The 21399-nt window shown below is 58.7% G+C and carries 20 protein-coding genes; 7 read left to right on the forward strand and 13 right to left on the reverse strand.

The window, feature by feature from the left end:
- Nucleotides 1-312: 312 nt before the first annotated feature.
- Entirely contained in the window at nucleotides 313-540 is a 228-nt protein-coding gene (locus KGA83_RS22895) for a hypothetical protein (RefSeq protein WP_108219561.1), read from the reverse strand.
- A 95-nt stretch (nucleotides 541-635) separates the two neighbouring features.
- Here KGA83_RS22895 and KGA83_RS22900 point away from each other — a divergent pair, with 95 nt between their 5' ends.
- The 4 genes from KGA83_RS22900 to KGA83_RS22915 all read left to right on the forward strand — a co-directional run bounded on the left by KGA83_RS22900 (nucleotide 636) and on the right by KGA83_RS22915 (nucleotide 5101).
- Complete coding sequence (locus KGA83_RS22900) at nucleotides 636-1580, forward strand: chromate resistance protein ChrB domain-containing protein (RefSeq protein ID WP_223530989.1); 945 nt, start codon at nucleotides 636-638, stop codon at nucleotides 1578-1580.
- The gene (gene chrA / locus KGA83_RS22905; protein ID WP_223530990.1) at nucleotides 1573-2931 is read left to right on the forward strand and encodes a chromate efflux transporter; all 1359 of its coding nucleotides are present in this window, start codon (nucleotides 1573-1575) and stop codon (nucleotides 2929-2931) included. The genes KGA83_RS22900 and chrA overlap by 8 nt, the downstream gene beginning before the upstream one ends.
- A gap of 83 nt (nucleotides 2932-3014) precedes the next feature.
- Nucleotides 3015-3467 carry a chromate resistance protein ChrB domain-containing protein gene (locus KGA83_RS22910; protein ID WP_108219558.1) on the forward strand — a complete coding sequence of 151 codons (453 nt, stop codon included), beginning with the start codon at nucleotides 3015-3017 and terminating at the stop codon, nucleotides 3465-3467.
- A 317-nt stretch (nucleotides 3468-3784) separates the two neighbouring features.
- Nucleotides 3785-5101 carry an MFS transporter gene (locus tag KGA83_RS22915; RefSeq protein ID WP_108219557.1) on the forward strand — a complete coding sequence of 439 codons (1317 nt, stop codon included), beginning with the start codon at nucleotides 3785-3787 and terminating at the stop codon, nucleotides 5099-5101.
- Between the two features lie 78 nt (nucleotides 5102-5179).
- Here KGA83_RS22915 and KGA83_RS22920 read toward each other — a convergent pair whose 3' ends face one another.
- From KGA83_RS22920 to KGA83_RS22930, 3 genes are all read right to left on the reverse strand, one after another.
- On the reverse strand, nucleotides 5180-5482 hold the full coding sequence (locus KGA83_RS22920) for a metal-sensing transcriptional repressor (protein ID WP_108219565.1): 303 nt from the start codon (nucleotides 5480-5482) through the stop codon (nucleotides 5180-5182).
- Between the two features lie 130 nt (nucleotides 5483-5612).
- Nucleotides 5613-6005, reverse strand: coding sequence for a YkvA family protein (locus tag KGA83_RS22925; RefSeq protein ID WP_108219556.1), 393 nt, complete (start codon nucleotides 6003-6005; stop codon nucleotides 5613-5615).
- A 102-nt stretch (nucleotides 6006-6107) separates the two neighbouring features.
- On the reverse strand, nucleotides 6108-9131 hold the full coding sequence (locus tag KGA83_RS22930; protein WP_223530991.1) for an FAD-binding and (Fe-S)-binding domain-containing protein: 3024 nt from the start codon (nucleotides 9129-9131) through the stop codon (nucleotides 6108-6110).
- A 159-nt stretch (nucleotides 9132-9290) separates the two neighbouring features.
- On the opposite strand from KGA83_RS22930, the gene KGA83_RS22935 reads away from it, so the two are divergent.
- On the forward strand, nucleotides 9291-10175 hold the full coding sequence (locus KGA83_RS22935; protein ID WP_115948377.1) for a LysR substrate-binding domain-containing protein: 885 nt from the start codon (nucleotides 9291-9293) through the stop codon (nucleotides 10173-10175).
- 3 nt (nucleotides 10176-10178) lie between these two features.
- On the opposite strand, the gene KGA83_RS22940 is transcribed toward KGA83_RS22935, so the two are convergent.
- The 8 genes from KGA83_RS22940 to KGA83_RS22975 all read right to left on the reverse strand — a co-directional run bounded on the left by KGA83_RS22940 (nucleotide 10179) and on the right by KGA83_RS22975 (nucleotide 18579).
- The gene (locus KGA83_RS22940) at nucleotides 10179-11723 is read right to left on the reverse strand and encodes an amidase family protein (RefSeq protein ID WP_223530992.1); all 1545 of its coding nucleotides are present in this window, start codon (nucleotides 11721-11723) and stop codon (nucleotides 10179-10181) included.
- A gap of 157 nt (nucleotides 11724-11880) precedes the next feature.
- Nucleotides 11881-12774, reverse strand: coding sequence for a glycine betaine ABC transporter substrate-binding protein (locus KGA83_RS22945; protein ID WP_223530993.1), 894 nt, complete (start codon nucleotides 12772-12774; stop codon nucleotides 11881-11883).
- Nucleotides 12775-12816: 42 nt separating this feature from the next.
- A complete protein-coding gene (locus KGA83_RS22950; protein WP_108219551.1) occupies nucleotides 12817-13485 on the reverse strand; it encodes an ABC transporter permease in 669 nt (222 codons plus the stop codon).
- Nucleotides 13486-13487: 2 nt separating this feature from the next.
- Nucleotides 13488-14486, reverse strand: coding sequence for an ABC transporter ATP-binding protein (locus KGA83_RS22955; RefSeq protein ID WP_223530994.1), 999 nt, complete (start codon nucleotides 14484-14486; stop codon nucleotides 13488-13490).
- Nucleotides 14483-15172 carry an ABC transporter permease gene (locus KGA83_RS22960; protein WP_223530995.1) on the reverse strand — a complete coding sequence of 230 codons (690 nt, stop codon included), beginning with the start codon at nucleotides 15170-15172 and terminating at the stop codon, nucleotides 14483-14485. Before KGA83_RS22960 ends, KGA83_RS22955 begins: the two co-directional genes overlap by 4 nt.
- Nucleotides 15173-15514: 342 nt before the next feature.
- Entirely contained in the window at nucleotides 15515-16510 is a 996-nt protein-coding gene (locus tag KGA83_RS22965) for a GlxA family transcriptional regulator (RefSeq protein ID WP_223530996.1), read from the reverse strand.
- A gap of 165 nt (nucleotides 16511-16675) precedes the next feature.
- Entirely contained in the window at nucleotides 16676-17650 is a 975-nt protein-coding gene (locus tag KGA83_RS22970) for an alpha/beta fold hydrolase (RefSeq protein ID WP_223530997.1), read from the reverse strand.
- Nucleotides 17651-17685: 35 nt separating this feature from the next.
- Entirely contained in the window at nucleotides 17686-18579 is an 894-nt protein-coding gene (locus KGA83_RS22975) for an amidohydrolase family protein (RefSeq protein ID WP_108219546.1), read from the reverse strand.
- Nucleotides 18580-18832: 253 nt separating this feature from the next.
- Here KGA83_RS22975 and KGA83_RS22980 point away from each other — a divergent pair, with 253 nt between their 5' ends.
- Together KGA83_RS22980 and KGA83_RS22985 are read left to right on the forward strand one after the other, a co-directional pair.
- Nucleotides 18833-19153 carry an isochorismate lyase gene (locus KGA83_RS22980; RefSeq protein WP_108219545.1) on the forward strand — a complete coding sequence of 107 codons (321 nt, stop codon included), beginning with the start codon at nucleotides 18833-18835 and terminating at the stop codon, nucleotides 19151-19153.
- Between the two features lie 173 nt (nucleotides 19154-19326).
- The gene (locus KGA83_RS22985) at nucleotides 19327-20220 is read left to right on the forward strand and encodes a LysR family transcriptional regulator (protein ID WP_223530998.1); all 894 of its coding nucleotides are present in this window, start codon (nucleotides 19327-19329) and stop codon (nucleotides 20218-20220) included.
- On the opposite strand, the gene KGA83_RS22990 is transcribed toward KGA83_RS22985, so the two are convergent.
- Nucleotides 20208-21380, reverse strand: a complete 1173-nt coding sequence (locus KGA83_RS22990; RefSeq protein ID WP_223530999.1) for a cupin domain-containing carboxymuconolactone decarboxylase family protein — start codon at nucleotides 21378-21380, stop codon at nucleotides 20208-20210. The genes KGA83_RS22985 and KGA83_RS22990 overlap by 13 nt on opposite strands.
- Nucleotides 21381-21399 lie beyond the last annotated feature (19 nt).

Consider the following 21399-nt stretch of genomic DNA (forward strand, 5'->3'; position numbering starts at 1 on the left):
GTCGGCCCGGACAGTCTCGATGAAAGCCTTCCAGGTTGCCCAGAAACAGAAGGCTGAAGCCGCTGTCGCCCAAAGCAAAGCCAAGGCGACCGACCGCAGCAACGGCTGATCGGTGTAGCGCGTCCCCGGGCCGACAGAAATGTGCGGCCTCAAGCCTCAAAAGCAGCACCCAAGGTGCTGCTTTTGCTTATCTAACCGAAATCCCGCTTACACAAATCCAGTGTGTTGAATCCACGGTCGTCAGCAGCCTTTCGCGAAGGGCTGCTTTGGGGCCTGTTCTTCAGGTCTGTGCTCAGAAGCGATAGTTGGTGCTCAGCTCCAGCGTCCGTGGGGCACCTGGCGCCCCAGCTCCGCACCATACAGCAGGTTATGGTTCATCCCGGCGAGCACGGTGCGCTGGTTGAGTTCGGTCTGGTTGAAATCGTCGTTGATGCGGTAATCGACACCGGCCGTGAACGAGAACACTTCACTGCGGGTGTAGTCGTCATCCCGGAAGGTATCACTGTTGTCCAGCGCGCCTATCCCAGCGTCGTCATCCATGCTTGCCAAAAATCCTCTGTTCTCAAGGACAGCTTTCCAAACATGTAAAACAGAGATAATGTAATTTCAATTACAAAATAAATTGCGATCTCTACATGAAAAATTGGCTGACTTTGATTCTAGGCCTGCCCACCGCGAATGCCACCGAACGCATGCGCGCTTGGCGTGCCTTGAAAGCCTCAGGTGCTGCGGTCTTGCGCGATGGCGCCTACCTGTTGCCTGACACCGGTTTGTGTCGTGAAGTGCTGGCGTCTGTAGAGCGTGACATCCTTGCCATCAAGGGCACCGCGTTCGTCCTGCCCGTCGTCGATCCTGATGGTGAGCGCTTTGTCGAGTGGTTCGACCGTAGCGGTGATTACGACAAGCTTCGTGCGCAGATCGAAGAATGCCGTGGACAGCTGAATGCTGAAAATGCGCTGGCGACGACCAAACAAATTCGTAAGCTGCGCAAAGCCTACGATCAACTGGCAAGCATCGATTACTTCCCAGGCAAGACGAAGCAACAGATCGATTCGGCGTTGCAGGAGCTAGAGACGGCGGTCAGTAGAGCCCTGTCGCCGGATGAGCCACACAGCAGCAACCACCCGATAACGGCACTCAATCCTGGCGATTATCAGGGCCGTATCTGGGCAACACGCAAGCGTCCCTGGGTCGACCGGCTGGCGTGCGCCTGGCTGATTCGCCGCTTCATTGACCCCCACGCTCGGATCCTCTGGCTTGAGCACCCCCAGGACTGCCCAGCCGACGCCCTTGGCTTTGATTTCGATGATGCGGTTTTCAGCCATGTCGGCAACCGCGTGACCTTCGAAACCCTGCAAGCCAGCTTTGAACTTCAGGAGCCAGGCCTGAACCGCATTGCGGCTTTGGTGCATTACCTCGATGTCGGAGGCATTCAACCGGTGGAGGCTGCCGGCATCGAGCGCGTGCTGGCAGGGTTACGCGAAACCATTCTCCACGACGACCAACTGCTGGTTGCCGCGAGCGCCATCTTCGACGGCCTGCTCGCCGGGTTTGTAAAAGAGGAACAACCCAATGAATAAGGTTTTCGCACCAGCGGTTGAAGAGGATCTGTCGAAGCCAAAGCCGATCAGTTTGCGCGAGGCTTTCTGGTTCTGGTTGAAGCTGGGTTTCATCAGCTTCGGCGGGCCAGCCGGACAGATCTCGATCATGCACCAGGAACTGGTGGAGCGTCGGCGCTGGATCTCCGAACGACGCTTTCTGCATGCCCTCAATTACTGCATGTTGCTGCCTGGGCCAGAGGCTCAACAGTTGGCGACTTACATCGGCTGGCTGATGCATCGAACCTGGGGTGGAGTGATTGCGGGGGCGCTGTTTGTGCTGCCCTCACTGTTCATCCTGATCGCTCTGTCGTGGGTGTATATCGCGTTCGGCGAAGTGCCCGTGGTGGCCGGGCTCTTCTACGGGATCAAGCCTGCCGTGACCGCCATCGTGGTGCAGGCGGCCCATCGAATCGGCTCTCGGGCGTTGAAGAATAATTGGCTGTGGGCGATAGCGGCGGCATCATTTACCGCCATCTTCGCGTTCAATGTCCCATTCCCGCTGATCGTGTTGGGTGCAGCTTCAATCGGCTATGTCGGTGGACGCCTGGCGCCCGAGAAGTTCAGGGCTGGCGGCCATAGCGCTGCCAAAAAGTCTTATGGTCCGGCGTTGATCGATGACGACACGCCCTCCCCTGAGCATGCCCGATTCAGTTGGTTGAAACTGGTGCCGCTCGCACTGATCTGTGCCGCACTGTGGGCGTTGCCAATGGGGATTTTGACCGCCCTCTTTGGCTGGGAAGGCACTTTGACCCAGATGAGCTGGTTCTTTACCAAGGCCGCGTTGCTGACCTTTGGTGGGGCCTACGCTGTCCTTCCGTATGTCTACCAAGGCGCAGTCGGTCACTATGGCTGGCTGACGCCGACGCAGATGATCGACGGCCTGGCTCTAGGCGAAACCACACCGGGGCCACTGATCATGGTGGTGGCTTTCGTCGGCTTTGTCGGCGCCTATGTCTCGCAAGTATTCGGTGCCGATCAAGTATTTCTGGCGGGAGCTGTGGCCGCCGCCCTGGTGACCTGGTTCACCTTCCTGCCCTCGTTCCTGTTCATCCTTGCGGGTGGCCCGCTGGTAGAGTCGACTCACAACGAACTCAAATTCACCGCACCGCTCACCGCCATTACGGCGGCCGTCGTCGGTGTGATCCTTAATCTGGCGTGTTTCTTCGGCTATCACGTGCTGTGGCCAAAGGGCTTCAGTGGCAACCTCGATTGGCCGTCTGCACTCATCGCCATTGCGGCGGCAATTGCCTTGTTCCGCTTCAAGCGGGGCGTCATCCAGGTGCTGATGGCCTGCGCGCTCGTCGGTTTGGCAGTCCATCTGCTGCGCTAGACCGCACGAGTGGATTAACAGTCTTTGGCGAGCATTGGGCTCGCCAGATCACCCAGCCTACCGAACCAGGCAGGAGGTGTTCCATGAGGTGGATTACACGTGAACGGCCCAAGATTGACCGCATCGCCTGTCCCTGGCTGATCGCGCGCTTTATCGATCCGCAGCCCGAGTTCTTATACGTGCCCAGTGGCGACGTACTGCGTCTGGCGGCGGAGAAAGACGCGGTGCCCTACGACATTCCCGGCGTAGAACTGACTCATGAGGGCGAGCTGTGCAGCTTCGACGCTTTTCTGAAAAAGTACCGGCTCAGTGAGCCCGCTTTGCAGCAGTTGGCCAGGATCGTCCGTGGAGCTGATACCTCCCGCCTCGATCTGACTGCGCAATCGGCTGGGTTGTACGCCATCTCACTGGGACTGTCGCAGCGATATTCCGATGATCATGAAATGCTTTCGCATGGACTGATCCTGTACGACGCACTCTATGCATGGTGCAAGGAATGCCAAGGTGAATCGCATAACTGGCCTCCACAAATGTGAGAAAGCCAGCTTGCATCAATGGTAGGAGCGAGTTGGCTCGCGATGGACTCAAGAGCGCCGCGTTTAGCCAGTAAATACGCGTTATCGTTAACGACCATCGCGAGCAAGCTCGCTCCTACAATTTCCTTAATCTCTCCCCGACATTAGATGAAAGGCTGGGCGCCTGTTTCTTGAGCTGTCCCTGCCTCTGGTTTAGGATAGCTTTATATCCCCCCAGGGGGGATATAAAGCATCTATAAACAACAAACTCTTCGCTGTCTTTTTCGAGTAAAGCCCGACAACCAGACAGGCGTTCGCCTCTTCCTGTGAGATTTCTCATGCTGACAATCCTGGCCAACCGAACCTACCGTCACCTCTTCCTGGCCCAGGTGATTGCACTGGTAGGGACTGGTCTTGCCACTGTCGCGCTAGGCCTGCTGGCATTCGATCTTGCAGGCGCCCAAGCGGGCGCTGTCCTCGGTACAGCGTTGGCGATCAAAATGACGGCCTACATTGGTGTTGCACCCATTGCAGCGGCTTTTGCAGAACGTCTACCCCGGCGAACAATGTTGGTCTCGCTGGATCTGGTGCGAGCCTTGGTCGCGTTGGCTCTGCCGTTCGTGACGGAGGTCTGGCAAATCTATGTGCTGATTTTCGTCCTTCAGTCGGCCTCGGCGGCGTTCACCCCGACGTTCCAGGCGACCATCCCTGACATCCTGCCGGATGAATACGACTACACCCGCGCCTTGTCGCTATCGCGTCTGGCCTACGATCTTGAAAGTGTCGCCAGCCCAATGCTCGCCGCCGCATTGCTGACGGTGATCAGCTTCCACAACCTGTTCGCAGGCACTGTCATTGGTTTCCTTGCCTCTGCAGCCCTGGTCGGCACAGTGCTATTGCCAAAAGCGAAGAAAACACCACGACGCAGCATCTACGAACGAACCACCCGTGGCATGCGCATATTCCTGGCAACGCCCCGGCTGCGAGGGCTGCTGGCTCTTAATCTGACGGTTGCGGCCGCCAGTGCCATGGTTATCGTCAACACAGTGGTGCTGGTACAGTCCCGCTTCGCACTGCCGCAAAGTTCTACGGCGTTGGCGCTGGCCGCGTTTGGAGGCGGCTCGATGATCGCGGCTTTGGTCTTGCCTCGGCTGTTGAAAGACATCAAAGACCGAACAGCCATGCTGTTTGGCGGAGCAATCCTGGTCGCAGGCTTGGCAATTGGCATCAACCTGACCACCTACAACTTCCTGTTACCTCTGTGGACGGTACTCGGCGTGGGCTATTCCCTGGCCCAGACCCCGAGCGGTCGGCTGTTGCGTCGCTCGGCACATGCCGAAGATCGCCCGGCACTGTTTGCCGCCCAATTTGCACTGTCCCATGCCTGCTGGTTGATTACCTACCCACTGGCGGGATGGCTGGGCGCCAACATCAGCCTCACGGCGTCGTTTGCCGGGCTCGCTGTCGTGGCAGGTGGCGCACTGGTGGTCAGTATCGTGATCTGGCGTCCTGCGCATGACCAAGAGTCGATCAAACACACCCATGAGAACCTGCCGGTCGATCACACTCACCTCGACGGGCAGGATGGTGTGGATCACGAACACCCGTACGTGATCGATGATCAGCATCGCCGATGGCCAGACAGACGACCGTAAGTTCCCAGGATTTGCCAAGGCTGGCTGGTCAGTCTTCAGACCAGAAACCGTAGCGCTTGCAGCGCGGGCATGGCAGGCCTAGAGGTACTTGGTGATCTGCTTGAAGGCTTCCAGTGGTGCGCGCTCACCATTGTTCAACGCCGAGACGGTGTCTTCCAGGCAGTGATCGATGTGATCCTGAATGAGCGTGCGCTTGGCCTGACACACCGCTTTTTCAACAGCGTGCAGCTGCTGGGCGATGTCCACGCACTGACGCCCATCTTCGATCATGGTGATGATGCTGCGTAAGTGGCCGTCCGCCCGCTTGAGTCGCTTGATGATCGCTTCGTGACTTTGGTGGGTGTGGGGGGTGTGGGGATGGTTGTGTTCGAGCTCACTCATCATTTGAGTCTTCGCGATTCATGAATAACGCGAATCTTATCCCCCCATGGGGGATGCAAGCAATTCAGTATCCGTCTGCACTTGGGTATTCGTCCGGGCGATCAATTTCTGGCTACTGCGACAGGCAGCTTCACGCCCTGAGGAAGCAAGCCCCCAAAATACCCGCAGCAACGAGCCAGACCAATACAACGATCACTGCAGCAAATCTGTTCGCTGGCCGCTTCACATGGCTTTTCTCCCACTCACTCGCTTTGTGCTGACAGTCCTCGAGCACCTGCGCCGGCATCAGCCGAATCGCGAGCAGAATCCCAAGCGGCAAAATGATCACGTCGTCCAGGTATCCAAGCACAGGAATGAAGTCAGGAATGAGGTCGATTGGACTCAGCGCATACGCCACGACAAAAACCGAAATCCATTTGGGTAACCAGGGTGTTTGCGGATGCTGATAGCAAAACCAGAGAACCATGGTTTGCCGTTTTAGCCTTCTGGCCCAGCCACGTAAACGATCAAGTATGCGTTTCATGTCGTAATTGTCAGTACCTGAAGGAGCGTGCCTGCGAGCGTAGCGCCTTAGGTGATTGACTGCTACGGGTCGAATAGCGACGGTCTGGCATCGCGTTCCTCTTCACTTCACGAGCGTACGCTCTAACACAACCTCCAATGGATGGCGCAATTGCAGGTTGGCAAAGCGCTTCACCTGACTGCGACAGGAGTATCCCGTTGCCAGCGCCTCGCTCTCTTTTTCCAGCTTGCCGGACCAGGACTGCTCAAAAATGGTTCGTGAGCTGCCTTGGTTTCGTGCTTCATGGCCAAAGGTTCCGGACATGCCGCAGCAACCGGTCGCCTCAGTCGTCAGCTTGAGCCCGAGCCGGGCAAAAACGGCTTCCCATTGCGAAGTGCTGGCCGGGACATTGGTTTTCTCGGTGCAGTGCGCCAACAAACGGAAGGTCCCGGTCGCGGGATGCGGGTTTTCCGGCAACGCATCGGACAGCCATTCCTGAGGCAGCAAGACCTTCGGGCAATCGTTGAGTCCTGGTACTTTTTGATATTCCTGGCGGTAGACCAGCGTCATCGCCGGGTCCAGTCCCACCAGCGGTACGCCGCAGTCGGCGAGCGCCTTGAGCTGATTGCCGTTGCGGATCGCCGCCTTGGCGAAGGCGCCGAGGAAACCCTGCACATGCAAAGGCTTGCCGTTGGCGCTATAGGGTGCCAGAAACACCCGATACCCCAACTGATGCGCCAACTGGATAAAGCTCGCCAGCAACGGCGTTTCGAAGTAACGGGTGAAGGCGTCCTGCACCAACACCACGCTGCGCTCGCGTTGTGCCGCGGTCAGTTCGCGCAGGGCGGGTACGCTGGCGACCGCGACCTTGCAGCGGGTCAGCGTGGCCTGCAAGTCATGGCGGTGGATCAGCGGGCTGTCGAGCATGCCGACCTGTCGCTCGAGCAGGCGGCTCACCCATTTCGAGCCCATCACTGCGTTGTACAGACCCGGCGCGTAAGCCATGTAGGGAATGGTGAACTCCAGCGAGCCGATCAGGTAGTCACGCAGCGGTCGTTGATAGCGACCGTGGTACAGCTCCAGAAAACGCGAACGGAATTCCGGGACGTTGACCTTGACCGGGCATTGTCCCGCGCAGGATTTACAGGCCAGGCAGCCGGCCATCGCGTCATAGACCTCATGGGAGAAATCCGCCTCGCCACGCGAGCGCGCCAGGTTATTGCGTAACCGCGCCGGCAACCCGCTCAACCACGACAACTTACCGCGGGCTGCTTGCAATACGTCAATATTGGCCGCGCCTTGCAGACGCAACCATTCGCGAATCAACGACGCCCTGCCCTTCGGCGAATGCTGGCGCTCACGGGTGGCTTTCCACGACGGACACATCGCATCAGAGGGGTCGTAGTTGTAGCAGGCGCCGTTACCGTTGCAGTGCATGGCGGTACCGAAGCTTTGCCAGACGCGCTCGTCGATCTGCCGATCCAGATCACCGCGCAGCGTCACTTCGTTGACCTTGAGCAAGCCTTGGGCAGCATCCGGCGGCGTGCAGATCTTGCCGGGGTTGAGCTGGTTGTGCGGGTCGAACGCGCCCTTGAGCGATTGCAGCGCCGGGTACAGCTCGCCAAAAAATTCGGGGACGTATTGCGAACGCAAACCCTTGCCGTGCTCGCCCCACAGCAACCCGCCGTAACGCCGGGTCAACTCGGCCACAGCGTCGGAAATTGGCTTGATCAGCGCGGCCTGGGCCGGGTCTTTCATGTCCAGCGCCGGGCGCACGTGCAACACACCGGCATCGACGTGACCGAACATGCCGTAGCTCAGGCCATAACTGTCGAGCAATGCACGAAACTCGGTGATGTAGTCGGCCAGCTTCTCCGGCGGTACGGCGGTGTCTTCAACAAAAGGCTGCGGCCGAACCTCGCCTTCGACATTGCCCAATAGCCCTACCGAGCGCTTGCGCATGGCGTAGACGCGGCTCACGGCTTCGGCTCCTTCGGCGAGCGTGTGGCCCAGGCGCTCGATCGACGTGTCGGTCTGCAGATGTTGCACAAACGACGCCACGCGAGCGTTCACGTCCGCCACGTCTTCCCCGCTGAACTCCACCAGATTGATGCCCAGCGTCGGACGCTCGGCGTCCGCCGGGAAATACTCGGCGACGCTGTGCCAGACGATGTCTTTCATCGCCAGCAGCAACACCCTGGAGTCCACGGTTTCGATGGACAACGGCTTGTGCGCCAGTAACGCATTGGCGTCACGTAGCGCATCCATGAAGCTGCCGTAACGCACGTTCACCAGCACCGAATACCTGGGAATCGGCAGCACGTTGAGCTTGGCTTCGACAACGTAGCCCAATGACCCTTCCGCACCACACAGCACACTGTTGAGGTTGAAACGTCCTTGCTCGTCGCGCAGGTGCGCCAGGTCGTAACCGGTCAGGCAACGGTTGAGTTTGGGGAATACCGACTCGATCAGCTCGGCCTGGGTCTCCTGAATATTGCGCGCCACCCGGTACACTTCGCCGATACGGCCGGACTGCGCGCAAGCCGCCTCCAGCTCCACTTCGGACAGCGGATGGCTGTGCAGACGCTCACCGCCGAGCAGCACGCTGTGCAATTCCAGAACGTGATCACGGGTCTTGCCATAGGTGCAACTGCCCTGGCCGCTGGCGTCGGTGTTGATCATGCCGCCGACGGTGGCACGGTTGGACGTCGACAGCTCCGGCGCGAAGAACAGCCCGTGCGGCTTGAGCGCGGCATTGAGCTGGTCCTTGACCACGCCCGCCTGCACCCGCACCCAACGCTCGGCGACATTGATTTCGAGGATGGTGTTCATGTGCCGCGACAAGTCGACCACGATGCCATCGGTCAATGACTGCCCGTTGGTGCCGGTGCCACCACCGCGCGGGGTCAGCTTGATCTGGCGAAAGCGTGGCTCGGCCATCAAGGTTGCGATGCGTGAGATGTCATCCGCATCCAGGGGGAACACCGCCGCTTGCGGCAGCCGCTGGTAAATCGAATTGTCGGTCGCCAGCACGGTGCGGGTGGCGTAGTCGGCGCTGAGCTGACCGCGAAAGCCGCTGGAGTGCAGGGCTTGCAGAAACTCCGGGTACTGGGCCGCGGGTGCAACGGTGGGCAACTGAGCGATCATCGCTGGCTGTTCTCTTGTCGGTCTAATCACGGAAAAACTCAAAACACTTGTCGCCTGAGCATTAATGGGTCAGCCTCAGGTCGTCGGCCATGCCAATGATCCTGCAGGTTCTGGCACCGGACAAACGGATAATCCTGCCGCTATCGATGACTTTTACGAATGAATTACCGTCACCTCACCCCTTCGATGTCGTTGCTGCTGGCCTTTGAAGCCGCCGCGCGCCATGAAAGCTATACCCGCGCCGCGATGGAACTGTCACTGACCCAAAGCGCCGTGAGCCGGCAGGTCCAGGCGCTGGAACAGCAACTGGGCCTGACGCTGTTCCGCCGTGAAGGCAGGCAAGTACAGCTGACCGATGTCGGTCGTCTTTATCAGCGGGAAATGAGCGAAGCGCTCGGACGCATCCGCAGCGCCACGTTGCAGGCCATGGCTTATCAATCCGGCAGCGGCACGTTGCGCCTGGCCACCTTGCCGACCTTCGGCTCGAAGTGGTTATTGCCGCGCCTGCATGACTTCTACAAAACCCATCCCGGCATGCTGGTGCACATCAATTCCCGGATCGATGCCATCGACTTTGAAACCAGCGGGATCGATGCCGCGATCATGGTCGGCAGCGCCAACCTGCCGGGCCTGATCAGCCATCGCCTGCACACCGAAGAACTGATGGTGATCATTTCGCCAGAAGCAGCCGAAATCCATGACGCCTGGACCCCTGACCGCATTGCTGGCCAGACGCTGCTCAACGTCGCGAGCAATGCCAACGTCTGGGGCGAGTGGTTCAGCCACCACGGCCTGCCCCATCGGATGATGCGCCTGGGGCCGAGTTTCGAACTCACCTCGCACTTGATCCAGGCCGTCAGGGCCGGCATCGGCATCGGTCTGGTGCCACGGATCCTGGTGGCCGACGAGTTGGCCAACAACGAACTGATCAGCCTCGATCAGCCCTTCGCCAGCCAGCGCAGTTACTACCTGGCCTATCCGCCGCGCAACGAAATGCTGCCTTCACTCGTCGCGTTTCGCACCTGGTTGCTGGAACAGATCTGACGGTTACCGCCCAAGGAACGCATAGCCGAAACCCACCACCTTGGCGTCTTCGCCGTAGCCGCCCAGGAAGGAAACACCCACCGGCAGGTTGCCCTCGATGATGCCTGCCGGAACGGTGATCTCGGGAAATCCCGTGGCCGAGGCAATGTACGACGACGCGTAGGTATCGCCGGACTTGCACACGTAACTGTCATCGCTCACACCGTGCACCACCGAAGCCGGGCAGTTGATGGTCGCGAAGAACAGGCTGTCGACTTTGTTCTGCTTCATGATGCCCATCAGCTGCGCGCGCAGCTGTGGAATCTTCCGGGAAAGAATGGAGATGTACTGCGGCGAATCGGCGCTTGTGGCATTCGCTACCGCTTCCAGTCCCGCCAGGCGTGCCGGGTTCATCCCATGCGCAGCGTTTTGCGCCTGATTTTGTTTGGCCAGGTCGAGAAACTGCGCAAGCGTTCGCGGTTGGCCCGGATTGAGGGTGGCGAGGTAGCGTTCGAATTGCGGCTTGAATTCGCTGTCCCCCACAGGGCCGAGCACGTCGCTCCACAGGGTTTCAAAGGTTTTTGGCAATTCGATGGAGACGACCTGCGCACCGCGCTTGACGAGCGTTTCCTGCGCAGCTTTAAAGACCGCATCCACCTGCGGGTTCGCGCCCTTGAAATTGCTGATTACGCCAATAGTCTTGCCTTGCAGCGAGGTACCGCTCAGTGCCGGTTCGAACTGTATTTTGTCTGCAGCAAGGTCGAAGGTCGCCGCGTCGCTTTTGTCCTGGCCCTTGATCACATCGAGCACGATGGCCTGATCCAGCACGCTGTTGGTAATGACACCTGCGGTGTCGAACGCGAGTGACAGCGGAATGATGCCGCTACGACTGATCAGCCCCAGCGAAGGTCGAAAACCCACCGTGCCGGTGACGCTTGCCGGTGCCCGGATCGAGCCGCTTGTATCCGACCCCAGCGCGAAGGGCGCAAACGCCGCTGCCACCGAGGCGGCAGAACCGCTACTGGAGCCGGATGCATCACGCTTGGTGTTCCGCGGGTTCAGCGTCTGCCCGCCAAACGAGCTGTAGCCAAACCAGCCAAAGGACGCAGCCAGTTCCGACAGGTTGGCTTTGCCAAGCGCAATGGCTTGCCCGTCGATCAGCTTCTTGACGGTGAAGGCATCCTGGCTGGGCACCGACGAACGCAGTACAAAGGAACCCCCGGAGGTGACCATACCGGCGGTGTCAAAGTTGTCCTTCACCACGAACGGAATACCGGCCAGCGGTGCGTACCTGGCAGTGGGATTTTTCGCCCGCTCAGCATCCCACTTGCGGGCCTGATCGATCGCCTGTTCATTGATGGTCACCAGCGCATTGATGTTCTGGCCCTGGTGATTGTTCGCCTGAATGTTATCCAGATAGTGCTGCACCAAATGTTCGGAACTGAGAGTCCCGTTGTCCAACGCATGACGCATGTCGGCGAGGGTCATGCGTTCGATACTGTCATCCGCCTGAGCACTTGCTGCCATTAGCAAAAACGTGCACGCCACGAACTTTTTATTCAACTGCATTGTTATTCTCCGAGTGGGTACAGGCGAACGAAACCGGCTCGCACCTGATGTGGATGCAAGGGAATGAATGGGAGGCAGGAAAAAAAGGGCCGGGGTTATTCCGCCGGCCCTGGTAGGTTCTGAAGGCAACGTCAAAGATCGCAGCCTTCGGCAGCTCCTACAGCAATTGATTCTTTTGCAGAAATTCCCTGGACACGCTCTCGATGGATTCACGGCCGACATCGACCCGGGAATTTAGGCCTGCGATGGTGTCGTCATCCAGCCTGGACGACAGGGCGTTGAGCAACTCGCCGATCTTCGGATTCTCTTTGAACACTTCAGTGCGAATTACCGGGGTCAGCGCGTAGCTGGGGAAGAAGCCTTTATCGTCTTGCAGCACCACAAAGCCGAAGGCCGGAATTCGCCCATCCGTCGACAGGACCAGGGCCAGATCGACCTGCCCGTCCCTGAGCGCCTGATAGGTCAGCCCGCCGTCCATGCGGACGATGTTCTTGCGCTCAAACTCAAACTTGTAGGTCTCTTGCAGAGGACGCAGGCCATCGGGGCGGGAAAAGAACTCAGCGTTGGAGGCAAATTTATAGGACTTGCCTGTTGCGATCTTTTTCGCAAGATCGCTGATCGAGGCGATTCCATCCTTCTCGGCCTCTTCCTTGCGCATGGCAAAGGCGTAGGTGTTGTTGGCCTTGGAAGGGTTCAGCCAGGTGATGCCTTTCTGCGCATCCAGCTCGCTGATTTTCTTGTACGTTTCGTCGGCGTTGAGCTTGTCCGTGACTTTATTGTAAGTAATCAGCGAAGTGCCGGTGTATTCCCAATACACATCGACCTGACCGTTCTCTTGCGCCGCGCGCAATACGGAAGAACCCAAGTCCGGGCGCTTATCGACACTGTAGCCATTGGCGCGCAGGAGTTGAGCGGTCATCTCGGCAACCAATTGCTGCTCGGTAAACTTCTTGCCGCCAACCACAATCGTGCTGTTGGCAGAAGCACTGCCCACAACACCGCAAACAAGACTCAGGGAAAAGATCAGACTGGCCAGCATTCGATAAATCATCGTGCACCTCATATTATTGATTTTTGTCTATGGTCTTCAGATTCATTCGCGCCCGGCCAACCTCAAGCCCCGTGACACTGCAATGTTTTGAATCAAGCCGCAGCCCAGATCGACCGCAATCGCCAACAGCGCGGTCGCCGCGGCGCCGGCCAGCATCATGCCGAAGTCGTTCAGGTCGATCCCGGTAAAGATCAACTCACCCAGCCCGCCGCCACCGACCAGGAAAGCCAGCGGCGCGGTCCCGACGTTGATCGCCAGCGCCGTGCGGATGCCCGCGAAAATCACGTTCATCGCGTTCGGAATTTCAACTTTCCACAGCGTTTCCCGAGGCGTCATGCCCATGGCCTCGGCCGCTTCGACCAGGTGCTGCGGCACGGCGCGCAAGCCTTCATAGGTGTTGACTGCCACGGGCAACAACGTCGCGACAAACAAGCCGATGATGGCCGCGCCGCTGCCGACTCCAATGAAACTCATGGCCAATGCCAGCAACGCAAGCTTGGGGATCGCCTGCCCTACGTTAAGGACCTGCATGCTGGCCATGGCGTAACGCTGGTTCGCCGGACGGCTCATCCAGACGCCCAACGGCAGCGCGATGACCAGCGCCAGCACCCCACTGACTGCCACGATCTGCAGATGCTGGACCGTCAGGTAGCTGATATCGCCCCAGTAAAATTGCAGCCCTTTCCACAATCCGATCAGTAAGTCAGACATTGTCAGTGCACCACCGGAGTAATGTTTTCAACCAGTCGCGCCAGGATGTCGGCTTGATGGACATAGCCGATAAAGCGTCCGTCGCTGTCGTTGCAAAGTGCCCAGTCCTGGCCGCGACCCAGCAACTGCGAAAGCACCTGGCGCAGGTCATCCCCGGATTTGACGATCAGGTGCGATTGCGAAACGACAGCGCTGTTGCCGCCCACGATCTGCATGTGTTCCCGTGGCGGGACCTTGCTGGCCACGTCAGACGCGCGCAGCAGACGCAGGCGCTTCATGATCCGGTCGCCGCCCATGAAGTTCGCCACGAACTCGCTGTTGGGCCGGGCCAGCAGATCATCCGAGCTGCCGAACTGCTGGATTTTTCCGTTATGGAACAGCGCAACGCAGTCCGCCATCTTCACCGCTTCATCGATGTCATGACTGACAAACAGCACGGTCTTGTTGACCAGGCGCTGGATGCGCATGAATTCGTCCTGGATCACTTCCCGGTTGATCGGGTCGATCGCGCCAAAGGGCTCGTCCATCAGCATCACCGGCGGATCCGCTGCCAGGGCCCGAGCCACGCCGACGCGTTGCTGTTGACCACCGGAAAGCTCACACGGATAGCGCTTGAGAAATTTCGACGGATCCAGCGCGACCACTTCCAGCAACTCCGCGGCGCGCTTTCGGCTTTTGGTTTTGTCCCACCCCAACAGATTGGGAACGACGCAGATGTTTTCCTCAACGGTCATGTTCGGGAACAGGCCGACTTGCTGGATCACATAGCCGATGGAGCGTTTGAGGGTGACGCTGTCCAGTTCGGACGTATCGCGACCTCCAATTCTGATCGTGCCGGAGGTAGGCGTGATCAGTCGGTTGATCATTTTCAGCGTCGTGGTCTTGCCACAGCCCGACGGCCCAAGCAGTACGCAGATCTGCCCCTCTTCAACATTGAATGAGACATCTTCTACTGCAGTGATTGAGCCGAATTGCTTGTTGAGGTTTTCGATCTGGATCACGTCGTAGCTTCCTTCATTCGGCCGGTGGCCACTTTGTTCTTGTTCAGGCCTTTTGGCGTCAGCAGGCGCTGCAAGCCGTACAACGCGTAATCGGCCGCAATGGCGATGACACTGATGACAATCGCGCCGGCCAACAACTGTCGGGTATCCGATTGCGCGATGCCGCGAATGATGAGGCTGCCCAGGCCGCCGGCGCCGATGTAGGCCGCGATGGCTGCGATGCCGATGTTGATGACGGTCGCCATCCTCACGCCCGCCATGATCAGCGGGACCGCAATCGGCAGTTCAACCTTGCGCAGTCGTTGCCAGGTCGACATGCCCATCCCGATCGCTGCTTCGCGCAAGGCCGGATCGATGTTGGAGATCGCTGTGGTGGTGTTGCGGATGATGGGCAATTGGGAGTAGAGGAACAGCGCAATGACCGCTGGTACGACGCCGATCCCGTAGCCGATCAGCGACAGGGCCGGAATCATCAGCCCGAACAGCGCGGCGGAAGGAATGGTCATCAGGACCGCGGCGAACGCCAGGACCCAACGGCGCGTTCTGGGGTGCTGGGAGATCGCGATCCCGGCAGGCACGCCGGTCAGAATCGCCAGACCCACCGCAACCGCCACGATGAGCAGGTGCTGCCCGAGTAGCAGACTGATCAGCCCGCCGTTTTCCAGAATGAAACTCAAGGTTTCCATGTGTTATGCCTTCTGTACGTCATTGTTGTTTTTATCGGTCGTGCATCTGGAATTGAACGCCGGATCTGTAGGAAACATTACCGCGCTACTGCAGGTGCTCTGAGCTTCGAGTTCGACGATTTCTATCAAAAAACCGACGTCACGCGGCAAGCCAATGCGCAACGCAAAGTGCAGGGTCGATTGCAGACGCCAGTATGCGGGATCGCCAAATGACAAGGCTTGCCAGAGCGCACCGCCTGTCGGGGTGAGTCATTAGCTAGCTATGGGATTTTACAGAGAGGATTGGTTCAGAGGCTTTTCAGGGGATTGGCGTTTGTTGACCCATGCGCCCAGTAACTGAAATCAGGAGTGAGCATCATCAAATTTCCGCCGCTCTTCACCGGGCGTACATCCCCAGACACGACGGTAAGCAGCCCCCAGATGTGACGCTGAGACGAACCCACAGCTGTAGGCAATGGACGCAATGGGCTGGGTGCTTTCACGCAGCAACCGGCGTGCTTCGTTCAGCCTGAGCTCCAGATAGAACTTCTTCGGCGTCATGCCGAAGTGCTGATGCCAAAGCCGTTCGAGTTGACGATGGGACAGATTGCAACGGTCGGCGATCTCTTCGATGCCGACGATGTTCTCCAGATTGTTCTCCATGAAGGCGATGGCGGCTGTCAGCCTGCGATCGTGAATGCCGAACCGCCACTGAATCGACATCCGCTGATGCTCTTCCGGCGCTCTTATCCTGGCATGCAGAAATTGCTCGGCGATGCTCGCCGCGAGCTGGTTACCGAAATCAAGCGCGATTTGTGCCAGCATGAGATCGATGGCCGCCGTCCCCCCGGCGCACGTCCAGCGGTTGCCATGGTTGACGTAAAGCTCCCTGGTGACTTCGATCGAGGGGAATTCTTCCGAAAACTGGCCAATGGACTCCCAGTGCAGGGTGCAGCGCTTGCCTTCCAGCAAGCCGGCGCGTGCAAGGATGAACGTACCGGTGCTCAATGCGCCGACGGTAATCCCGCGGAACGCTGCGCGCTGCAGGAAGCGCAGCATTTTTGGTGGTTTCTGATGTTCGATGTCCAGGCTCGCCAGGACAAAAACGCGATCCAGCTCCGGCGCCTGATCAACCGGCACGGTCTGGATTTCGATACCGCTGCTGGAACTGACCGGTCCGCCCGACTCCGTGAGCAGGGTCCACTCATAAAGCGTTTTGCCGGATAGCCGATTGGCCGCGCGCAAAGGCTCGCTGGCACCCGCCAGGGCCATCATTGAGAACTGAGGAAGAATGAGCAGCCCGATTCGCTTGGTTGTGCCGCTATTCACAGACGTCGCCGATTCACTGGGGGCTGTCATCGCCAGATCCTTTCATGGTAGTTCCAGCCGTTCGAGTGAACAGCTCAGGCCACACCGGGGAAGTGGCTTTGGACACGCCATGTTAGGGGTTGGGCAGGCATTCAGCCAGATTGAATCGCTGCGAGACTTCGGCACCCGAGGTCTCGCAGGACAATGGCGAGCGGATCAGCCGCGCGCGCGGATGGCTTCGTCGATGCTCTGGATCATCGACTTGAACACAGGGCTGTCGACCTGATTCTGCTGGCCATGCTGCATGTGCGAAATGATCAGCGCGTGCGGGCCGGCATCGCCCGGATAGTTCTGGTGCAGACGCACAGACTCCGACGGCATGTGCAAGGTATTGTCGGCGCCATGGATGATCAGCGCTGGCGGGAAACCTTTTGCACCTTCAATGGACTGCTCCGGGTCATAGGCCACATAGGACTTGTAGGACTTTGCCGTCACGTAGGTGCAGCCCGGCCAACGGTCCGCACCGCCCGCTTCGGTGTAGCCGCCCAGTTGCTGATCGACATAGGCTTGGGTTTCAGGATCCAGCGGGTAATAACCAAGACGGGTTGCATCAGTGCCGGTGTCGAACGGAGGGATCGGCGCGTCATCCGCGAGTTGCTCGATGGCCGCGTCAGCCGCAGCCTGATCAGCGCGCAAGGCTTGCAGTTTACGGATGTTGGTGTAGCTCATCGGCACCCAGAAGCGGATCTGTTCACCGCCGGCCGCGGCCAGTTCAGCCACCGCACCGAGGCTTGCCACCGAGCCCATCGCCCACGACGCGACCACCGGCATCTCGTCGAAATTCTCGCGCGCCCATTCAACGGCACCGAGCACTTCATCCTTCTGGTCTTCGAGGATGACGTTGGTGATGATCTTGTCACCTGACTCGATGGTGTTACGGATGTGCTTGTTGGAAAAAAAGCCTGCCACATCGTAGGTCATGACGCGATAACCACGGGCTGCCAGGGCGCGCCCGAACAACTGGCCGTACATCGTGACCCCGCCGGTGAAGCCGGAGTTGAAGATGACCGGTGGCAGTTTTTGCGCCGCAGCGTCGAGTTGTTCTGGCTGAAATACCGTGCCTTTGAGGCTCAGGGTTTCATCGCCGTACTTGACGGTGAAGTTGATGTCTTTTGTTGTAATGTTCGTCATTGCTGGTTATCTCGAAGTGGGAGCGTGGGCGTAGATCAACTTACCCATTGGCCAGATGCTCCTCGCAGAAGTTGGCCAACAGGAATTCGGGTTTCTTTGGAAACATGCAGTGCAACGGCATCGACAAAGTTGAAAGCCGTGCCCGGATTGAAAAGGTTGGAATACGGAACTCCCTTGTTGTCAGTTCCAACATGAGGTGCATCCGTTGCTTCCAGAAGAATCTTGTCCGCGCCGACTGCGCAAACAATTTGCGTCACGAAACGAGCGGTTTCCTCGGGGTGAACAGAGGTGCGATAACCAGGGCCCTTGAACCACACGTTGCCCCGTTCTCTGGCTTCGGTGAGCAGCGCGATGTAAGCCGGCTCAGTGATGTCACGCTCGCTGTGACAAGTGCCCAGGTGATCGATGATGACCCGCACATTGCGAGGGATCTGGCGCAATACACGCAGATTCGTCTCGGCTTCTTTCGCGTAAATGTGCAGATGCTGGCGCGGTAACAAGCGACCATAAAACGCCGACCACTGCCCATCGCTGAATTGCGTATCGGAAACCGTTTCCGGCCGTGCATCGTGCAGAACGATCCGGGCGCCAACCACCTGCGGGTGCGAGAGACGTTCTTGTGTGGCGTAAGCCGGTTCTGCCTTGATCGTCCCCACCAGTTTGACGTCCCCATAGCGCTGAGGGTTGGCCGCCTGGAGATGCTTGAGTTCGTCAAATGAAGCAAATACGTTTTCTGAATCCGGCAGAATACTTAAATGGACATTATTGAGGAGCGTCGGAGCAATTCCGGCATCGATCAATGTGTCCAGATAAGTCGTCAGCGGATGCGGTTCAGGTAATGCATAGGGCAGCGAACCGGCCACTCGGCGCAGGTCTTGCGATGTATAAAAATGAACGTGACTGTCTATTCTTTTGATCAACGGCAGCATGATTATTGTTTCCTGCTTTTGTGCGAAAACAATAATCGTCGTCAGCGCTTCGTCGCTCCCCCCAACTCGACGTGTAGTATCAAAATTTCGCCATGCGTGTTTTTTTGGCTAAGGCAGATCGGCGAACTCTTTAAACCACGTCAATCGATAAGGCAGCGGATTTTATGGTATTCAGGCTGTATCGCTCGTGGAAGACAGCGCGCCGATACTTCTTCCAAGGGCCCACGAACTTTCAGCAAACGGAGTCAACTACATGGACGTCATCAATCAGTTGCAGCCCGAAGAGTGTGCAGGCATGGAGGATATCCGACGCGAAATCGATGCCCTTGATCAGGTTGTTATCAAACTGTTGGGCAAGCGTTTTCACTACGTACTGGCGGCCTCGAAGTACAAGACCTCAGCGACTTCGGTGCGTGCTCCGGAGCGTTTCAAGGCCATGTTGGCGACACGACGCGAGTGGGCCGAGGCCGAGGGCCTGAGCCCGGATGCAATCGAGAAGATGTACAGTGACCTGGTGAACCACTTCATTGCAGAAGAGATGAAACACTGGGCGGCTCATCAATCCGACACCTGACTCTAGTGTCCGGATTGTCCGCCGTGGGTCGTTTTCTGCCTTTCGCGACCGGCAGAGCACAGCCAGAAGCGGACAATCAGGGCCGGTATATTTTATTTTTCGCTCCCTGAGGAACCGGGCGATCAATCGCATAGATGGCATAATCGCAAACTGTTTATAACAGGGGCGTATGAATGACCGTCGAAAGCTATGACCAACTCGCGATCTTCTCGGCCGTGGCCCAAGAGCGCAGTTTCACCCGCGCCGCCGCCCGGCTCGGCATGTCTCAACCGGCTTTGAGCCGGGCGATGCGTCAGTTGGAGGAGCGACTGGGGGTCAGGTTGCTTGCTCGCACCACGCGAAGCGTCTCCCCCACCGAAGCCGGCGAGCATTTGCTGCGGGTGATCGCCCCCCGGTTTGAAGAAATCGACAGTGAACTGGCGTTGCTCAGCGAGTTTCGCGACAAACCGGCCGGCAAATTGCGCATCACGGCAGGTGAGCATTCGGCGATCACGCTGTTGCATCCGGTGCTCGCGAAGCTGCTGCCCTATAATCCCGATCTCAATATCGAAATCATCGTCGACTATGGCCTGACCGACATCGTGGCGGAGGGTTTCGACGCTGGCGTACGGCTGGGTCAGCAAGTGGCCAAGGACATGATCGCCATGCGCATCGGCCCTGACATGCGCATGGCGGTGGTTGGCTCCCCAGCGTATTTCACCCGATACCCCAGGCCGCTCATCCCCAGTGATCTCACGGTGCACAACTGCATCACCCTGCGCATGCCGACTTACGGCGGCCTGTTTCTCTGGGAGTTCGAAAAGGACGGGCAAGAACTGAAAGTGCGGGTCGAAGGACAGTTGGTCTTCAACAACATCGCCATGCGCCTGGAAGCGGCCCTCCAGGGACTGGGACTGGCCTATATGCCGGAGGACCTGGTGCTGGAGCATGTCGCGCAGGGCCGGCTGATTCACGTACTCAAGGACTGGTGCGAACCCTTCTCTGGCTACCACCTCTATTATCCGAGCCGGCGCCAGAGTTCACCGGCCTTCACCTTGCTGCGTGAAGCCCTGCGCTATGAGGGCTGATTCGCCTGGACTCTCTCCAGCGCTTCGCCGGCACGCTTGGCCGAAGCAGCATCACCTTGCTCGGCCAGCAGCTGGATCAGTTGACGCAACTGTGAAACGGTCAAACCGACCCGCAGACTGGCAGCCATGTGTGAGCGAAGTTGTGCCTCCACGCCGGGTGTGACTGCCAGCGCTCCAACCGTCGCCAGCTCACGACTTTGCCAGTCCAGGTTGTCGCGCTCGAAGATGTCGCCGAACAGATGCGCCTGCAAGTACTGATTGATGACAGGAACGAAGTCGAACAACCGACCTTGGACAGGTGCACCGGCGATTCGCGTCTGATTGGCTTTGCCCGCCGCCATGAGTTCATCGCCGACGGGAATGCTCCGACCGGGCTCGCGACCCGGATCGTCCTGAACGCCGCGTTGCTTGCGTGTCTCGACCACCTTCATCAGCTCGCCGAGTGCATTGAGACTGCGTGGAAAACCGCTGTAGGCGTAGAGTTGCACCAGAACTTCCTTCGCCTCGCTGACCGTCAGACCTGCATCCAGTCCCTGATTCAACGCGGCATTGAGCCCGGACATGTTGCTCGTGGCCACGGCGGCAGCCATCACCGGGATGGCCTGTTGCTTGGCGGACAACGTCTCGGACACCGGTTGGGTCGCAGGCTCGGCTTTCGGTACTTGCGAATCTTGGGCGTTGTATTGCTCGTCGGTCACTTTCTCCAGCCATTGCACACTCTTACCATCCACCAAGCCAGTCACGGCCAGGTGCGTCATGGCGCTCGTCGGAGCGGCGCCATGCCAGTGCTTGACGCCTGGAGGGCAGACGATCACGTCGCCCGATCGGATTTGCTGCATCGGCTTGCCCCATTCCTGGACCAGTCCCACGCCGGAAGTCACCACCAATCGCTGCCCTGCGGGGTGGGTATGCCAGGCCGAGCGTGCGCCCGGTTCAAAGCTGACATAAGCGCCGGAAGCATTGATCTCGTCCGTGGCGGGAAACAAGGGAACGACGCGTACCCGCCCGGTGAAATAATCCGTAGGTCCCGCAACCGAAGCCTGACTGCCCGCCCGGCTGATCTGCTGCGCGATCCTGGACTCACTGGCATTCTCTGCACCGGCGGCGTCGGCAAAAGGGGCCGCGGCGCACACCGCGATGCCTATCAAGGTGTTCTTCATAAGGACGTATCCCTTCAAG

Origin of the sequence: Pseudomonas sp. GL-R-19, from assembly GCF_019956375.1 — a bacterium.
GTDB lineage: Bacteria > Pseudomonadota > Gammaproteobacteria > Pseudomonadales > Pseudomonadaceae > Aquipseudomonas.

Coding starts and splice junctions, on each gene's coding strand:
- KGA83_RS22895 (WP_108219561.1), bottom strand. CDS start 540: ATGGATGACGACGCTGGGATAGGCGCGCTGGACAACAGTGATACCTTC.
- KGA83_RS22900 (WP_223530989.1), top strand. CDS start 636: ATGAAAAATTGGCTGACTTTGATTCTAGGCCTGCCCACCGCGAATGCC.
- chrA (WP_223530990.1), top strand. CDS start 1,573: ATGAATAAGGTTTTCGCACCAGCGGTTGAAGAGGATCTGTCGAAGCCA.
- KGA83_RS22910 (WP_108219558.1), top strand. CDS start 3,015: ATGAGGTGGATTACACGTGAACGGCCCAAGATTGACCGCATCGCCTGT.
- KGA83_RS22915 (WP_108219557.1), top strand. CDS start 3,785: ATGCTGACAATCCTGGCCAACCGAACCTACCGTCACCTCTTCCTGGCC.
- KGA83_RS22920 (WP_108219565.1), bottom strand. CDS start 5,482: ATGAGTGAGCTCGAACACAACCATCCCCACACCCCCCACACCCACCAA.
- KGA83_RS22925 (WP_108219556.1), bottom strand. CDS start 6,005: ATGAAACGCATACTTGATCGTTTACGTGGCTGGGCCAGAAGGCTAAAA.
- KGA83_RS22930 (WP_223530991.1), bottom strand. CDS start 9,131: ATGATCGCTCAGTTGCCCACCGTTGCACCCGCGGCCCAGTACCCGGAG.
- KGA83_RS22935 (WP_115948377.1), top strand. CDS start 9,291: ATGAATTACCGTCACCTCACCCCTTCGATGTCGTTGCTGCTGGCCTTT.
- KGA83_RS22940 (WP_223530992.1), bottom strand. CDS start 11,723: ATGCAGTTGAATAAAAAGTTCGTGGCGTGCACGTTTTTGCTAATGGCA.
- KGA83_RS22945 (WP_223530993.1), bottom strand. CDS start 12,774: ATGATTTATCGAATGCTGGCCAGTCTGATCTTTTCCCTGAGTCTTGTT.
- KGA83_RS22950 (WP_108219551.1), bottom strand. CDS start 13,485: ATGTCTGACTTACTGATCGGATTGTGGAAAGGGCTGCAATTTTACTGG.
- KGA83_RS22960 (WP_223530995.1), bottom strand. CDS start 15,172: ATGGAAACCTTGAGTTTCATTCTGGAAAACGGCGGGCTGATCAGTCTG.
- KGA83_RS22965 (WP_223530996.1), bottom strand. CDS start 16,510: ATGACAGCCCCCAGTGAATCGGCGACGTCTGTGAATAGCGGCACAACC.
- KGA83_RS22970 (WP_223530997.1), bottom strand. CDS start 17,650: ATGACGAACATTACAACAAAAGACATCAACTTCACCGTCAAGTACGGC.
- KGA83_RS22975 (WP_108219546.1), bottom strand. CDS start 18,579: ATGCTGCCGTTGATCAAAAGAATAGACAGTCACGTTCATTTTTATACA.
- KGA83_RS22980 (WP_108219545.1), top strand. CDS start 18,833: ATGGACGTCATCAATCAGTTGCAGCCCGAAGAGTGTGCAGGCATGGAG.
- KGA83_RS22985 (WP_223530998.1), top strand. CDS start 19,327: ATGACCGTCGAAAGCTATGACCAACTCGCGATCTTCTCGGCCGTGGCC.
- KGA83_RS22990 (WP_223530999.1), bottom strand. CDS start 21,380: ATGAAGAACACCTTGATAGGCATCGCGGTGTGCGCCGCGGCCCCTTTT.